The sequence below is a fragment of the Pseudoxanthobacter sp. genome (genome assembly GCF_036822375.1).
In the GTDB taxonomy this organism is placed as follows: Bacteria; Pseudomonadota; Alphaproteobacteria; order Rhizobiales; family Segnochrobactraceae; genus Pseudoxanthobacter.
In genome coordinates, this window is sequence record NZ_DAISHT010000185.1 from 1 (window position 1) to 3220 (window position 3220).

Annotated in this window: 1 protein-coding gene and 2 pseudogenes; 1 reads left to right on the plus strand and 2 read right to left on the minus strand. The window is 73.0% G+C overall.

What is annotated here, in order from left to right; all coding sequences use genetic code 11:
• A pseudogene (locus V7067_RS14125) lies at positions 1-262 on the minus strand (phasin family protein); the annotation flags it as partial.
• 392 nt (positions 263-654) lie between these two features.
• Positions 655-1173 carry a phasin family protein gene (locus V7067_RS14130; protein WP_334176545.1) on the minus strand — a complete coding sequence of 173 codons (519 nt, stop codon included), beginning with the start codon at positions 1171-1173 and terminating at the stop codon, positions 655-657.
• A gap of 516 nt (positions 1174-1689) precedes the next feature.
• Between V7067_RS14130 and V7067_RS14135 the strand changes: the two are divergent.
• A pseudogene (locus V7067_RS14135) lies at positions 1690-3220 on the plus strand (hypothetical protein); the annotation flags it as partial.

Genomic DNA, 3220 nt, shown 5'->3' on the forward strand with positions numbered 1-3220 from the left:
TGCGCGCGGCGTCGAGGGCCTTGAAGTTGAACTCAAGCACGCCCTTGCGGGTGCTCTCGTAGGTGTCTTCGAGGGCGTCGGTGGCTTCCTCAGCCGCGACCTTGAACTTGGAATAGGCTTCCTTGGCCTGCGCCACGCTCTTCTCGGCGATCTCGCGAACCGCCGGCGGCACCTCGACGGTGGGCAGCGTGAACGGATCGGCCGGCAGGGCGGCGAGGGTCTTCTTGGCGGCGCGGGTGGCGACGGACGGCTTCTCGGTCATAGTCGGCTCCTTCCTGGCGGCCTGCTGGTCGGGCTCCCGGCCCGCTGACAGGCTTTCAACTGACATTTGCCTCTGGTGGCAGGTGATTGCCTGAGCGGCGGTTGTCTCAACAGAACGACAGCGGAGGATCGGCATCCGCCCGGCCTGCCACGGGTCTGTGCTCCGTGCGGGCCGGCTTCCGGAGCCGCCTCGGCAACCGCGTGAAAGCGCCGGGCTCCCGTGCCCGCCCCCTTCTCATCGGCTGCAGAGGTACAATAGCCAACGTTATTTTGCATCGCAACATTATTTTGCGTTGCACAAACTGATTCCGCAAACGGGTCCGTGCGCCGCTGGCGGAGCCCCGCGCAGACGGGGTGCCCGGCCGGCGGAACCGGCCGGGAAACCGCTTGCCGTCAGGCGGAGGGCGTTTCGCCCGCGGCGCCGGCTTCGGCCGCGGGTGCGGCCTCGGCCTGCGGCTCTGCTTTGGCGGGCTTTGCGGCCTTGGCCTTCGTCGCGGAGGCCTCCGCCTTCGGGGCCGCCGGCGACACCGGGGTCGCGGTCACGTCGATCGGGGCTACGGCGGCCTTGCCGATGGCCTGCATCTGCTCGCCGATGGCCGTCATGCGGCCGGTCAGGAAGTCCGACTGCAGCTTCACCACCTCTTCGACCGTGCCGGCGCGCACCAGTTCGCGCGCCAGCGCAAAGGCGGCGGCAACGTTCTCCTCGGTGAAGGAGAGCACCTGACGGTTCATCTCACGGTTGACGAACGGGGAGGCGAAAGTGCCGGCGGCCGGCTCCTCCAGCGAGGTCACTGTGCGCCGCGCAATGGTCATGAACTCGTCGAAGGCCTTGCGGGCCTGATCGACGCTGTTCTCGGCATAGGTCCGCACCTCGGCCGGAATAGCGAAAGTGCCGGTTTTCTGGGTCGTCATGGGTCAGCGTCCTCGTTGTGGGCCGGCTTTCACACCGGCCTGCCGCAGAGCGGCGGGCTTATCCGCAATGCAGCCGGCGGGCAGGGCGGCTGCCGGCTGCATCAAAGGCCTGTGATGCGACAGCACCATGTCGGCGGTGCCATAACGGCGGCACCCCGTTCGGCGCAGCGCCCTGTCGGCGGCGGCGCCGGTCCGGCAGGCGGCTGTCCCGGCACGCTGCCGTCATTGTCGCGTCAACGCTGCGACGGATCAATGGGGGATGCCATCCCCGAGGTTGTGGACCGCTCCGCGGCTGCCATATTAGAGTCCGCCCGCGGCACGGGCCGCGACCATCGGTGCGGCAGCGCGGGGTGGCCCGGCCGGCCGTTGCGCGTCATGGTCGGCCCGATGCGTACCACGGCCGGCGGGGCCGGGGCGATTCGCACCGCTCCGGCCGCAGCGGCGGTGCGGGATGGCAGGCCCCGCAGGCAGGTGCCTGCACAGCGACTGGATCCGGAAGGCGGCAGGACCCCCGTGGTGGCGAACTCCGAAAAAGGCAGCTTCGAAACGTTTCGGTCGCTCACCGCCGATCCGGCGGTCGCCGGCCATGCGGCCGACGCGCGCATGGCGTTCGTGTTCGATGCCCGCGCCCGGCATCTTCTGTGGTGCAATGCCGCGGCGGCGCATTATTGCGCCTTCACCGCGCTGCCGCCGGCGCCCGGGGCCGACCCCGGCCGCGGCGAGGCGCTGCGTCATGCGCTGGCGCGCCATGTCTCCAGCCACTTTCTCATTTCGCCCGGTCTGGTGCGGCTGCGGGTGTTCGTCGATTTCCGCCCGGTCGGCTTCATGTGCCGGCTGCAGCCGCTGCATCTTGCGGCCGGCGGCACGGCGCTGAGCGTGCTGGTCATCGATCCGGTGCCGGCAGAGGCCGGCGCGGCCGGCGGCGATGCGCTGGCGGCCTTCGCCCGCCTGCTGGCACCGCGCGGCGGCGGCGTGGTGCTGGCGGGGGGCGGTCAGGCCCCGCAACTGATCGCCGGCCCGCCCGCCGCGGCCGATGCGTTTGGCGGCCCGGCCGGCATCGCCGCCCTCGGGCCTGCCGGGCTGGCGGCCGCCGGGCTTGCCGCCGTGCCGCTCGGCGACGCGGGCGCGGGCCTTGTGCTGCTGCCGGCGCCGCCGGCCGATGCGCCGGCCCCGGCCCCGGCCGCAATCGCGGCGCTGCCGCACACACCCGCGCCCGCTGCGCCCGCCAGGCCGGCCGTCGTGGCTGCGGCGGAGGCGGCACCGGCCCTGCCGCTGCCCCGCCTGCCGGCTGTCGTGCCCGCCGCGAGCGGCCCGGCCGCCGGCGGACGGGCGCTGCGCTTCAGCTGGCAGAGCGATGCCCGCCACGTCATCACGTTCGTTTCGCCGGAGCTTGCGCAGGCGGTCGGGCCGGCGGCGTCGGCTGTCGTGGGGCGCGACTGGCGGCAGGTCGCCGCCGGGTTTGGTTTCGGCTCCGGCAACCGGCTGCTCGCGCGGCTGGCGGAAGACTGCACGTGGAGCGGCGTTGCCGTGTGGTGGCCGCGCGATGGCGACGGCGCGTTCGTTCCGGTGCAGTTGTCGGCGCTGGCCGTGCGCGACAGCGACGGCGGTTTTCGCGGCTTGCGCGGCCTCGGCCAGTGCCGGCCGGCCGATGCGCGCACCTCCGCCCTGCCGCCCGGCGACGAGCGGCCGGATGCGGCGCCGCCTGCTTCCTTCCCTGCTGCATCCGCCGTGGCGGTCCGCCCGGCGACCGACGCTCCGGCGCGGAACGAAGTGGCACAAGACGGGACGGAGCCGGACGGGGCAGAACCGGATGCGCCGGGGCCGGAAGACCCGAGACGGGACGATCCCCGGTCGCACGAGCCCGCGCAATCGCTGGCATCCGCCTCCTCCGGCGACCTGATGGAGGATATCTGGCAGGAGGACCTGCCGGACGACGGACCCGATCTGCCGCCGGCCCGGCCGGCCATGGCCGGCGTTGCCATCCGCCACGAGCCTCTGGACTGGTCGCGTCTGGCGGGCTGGCAGGCGCAGATCACGGCTGCCGCCC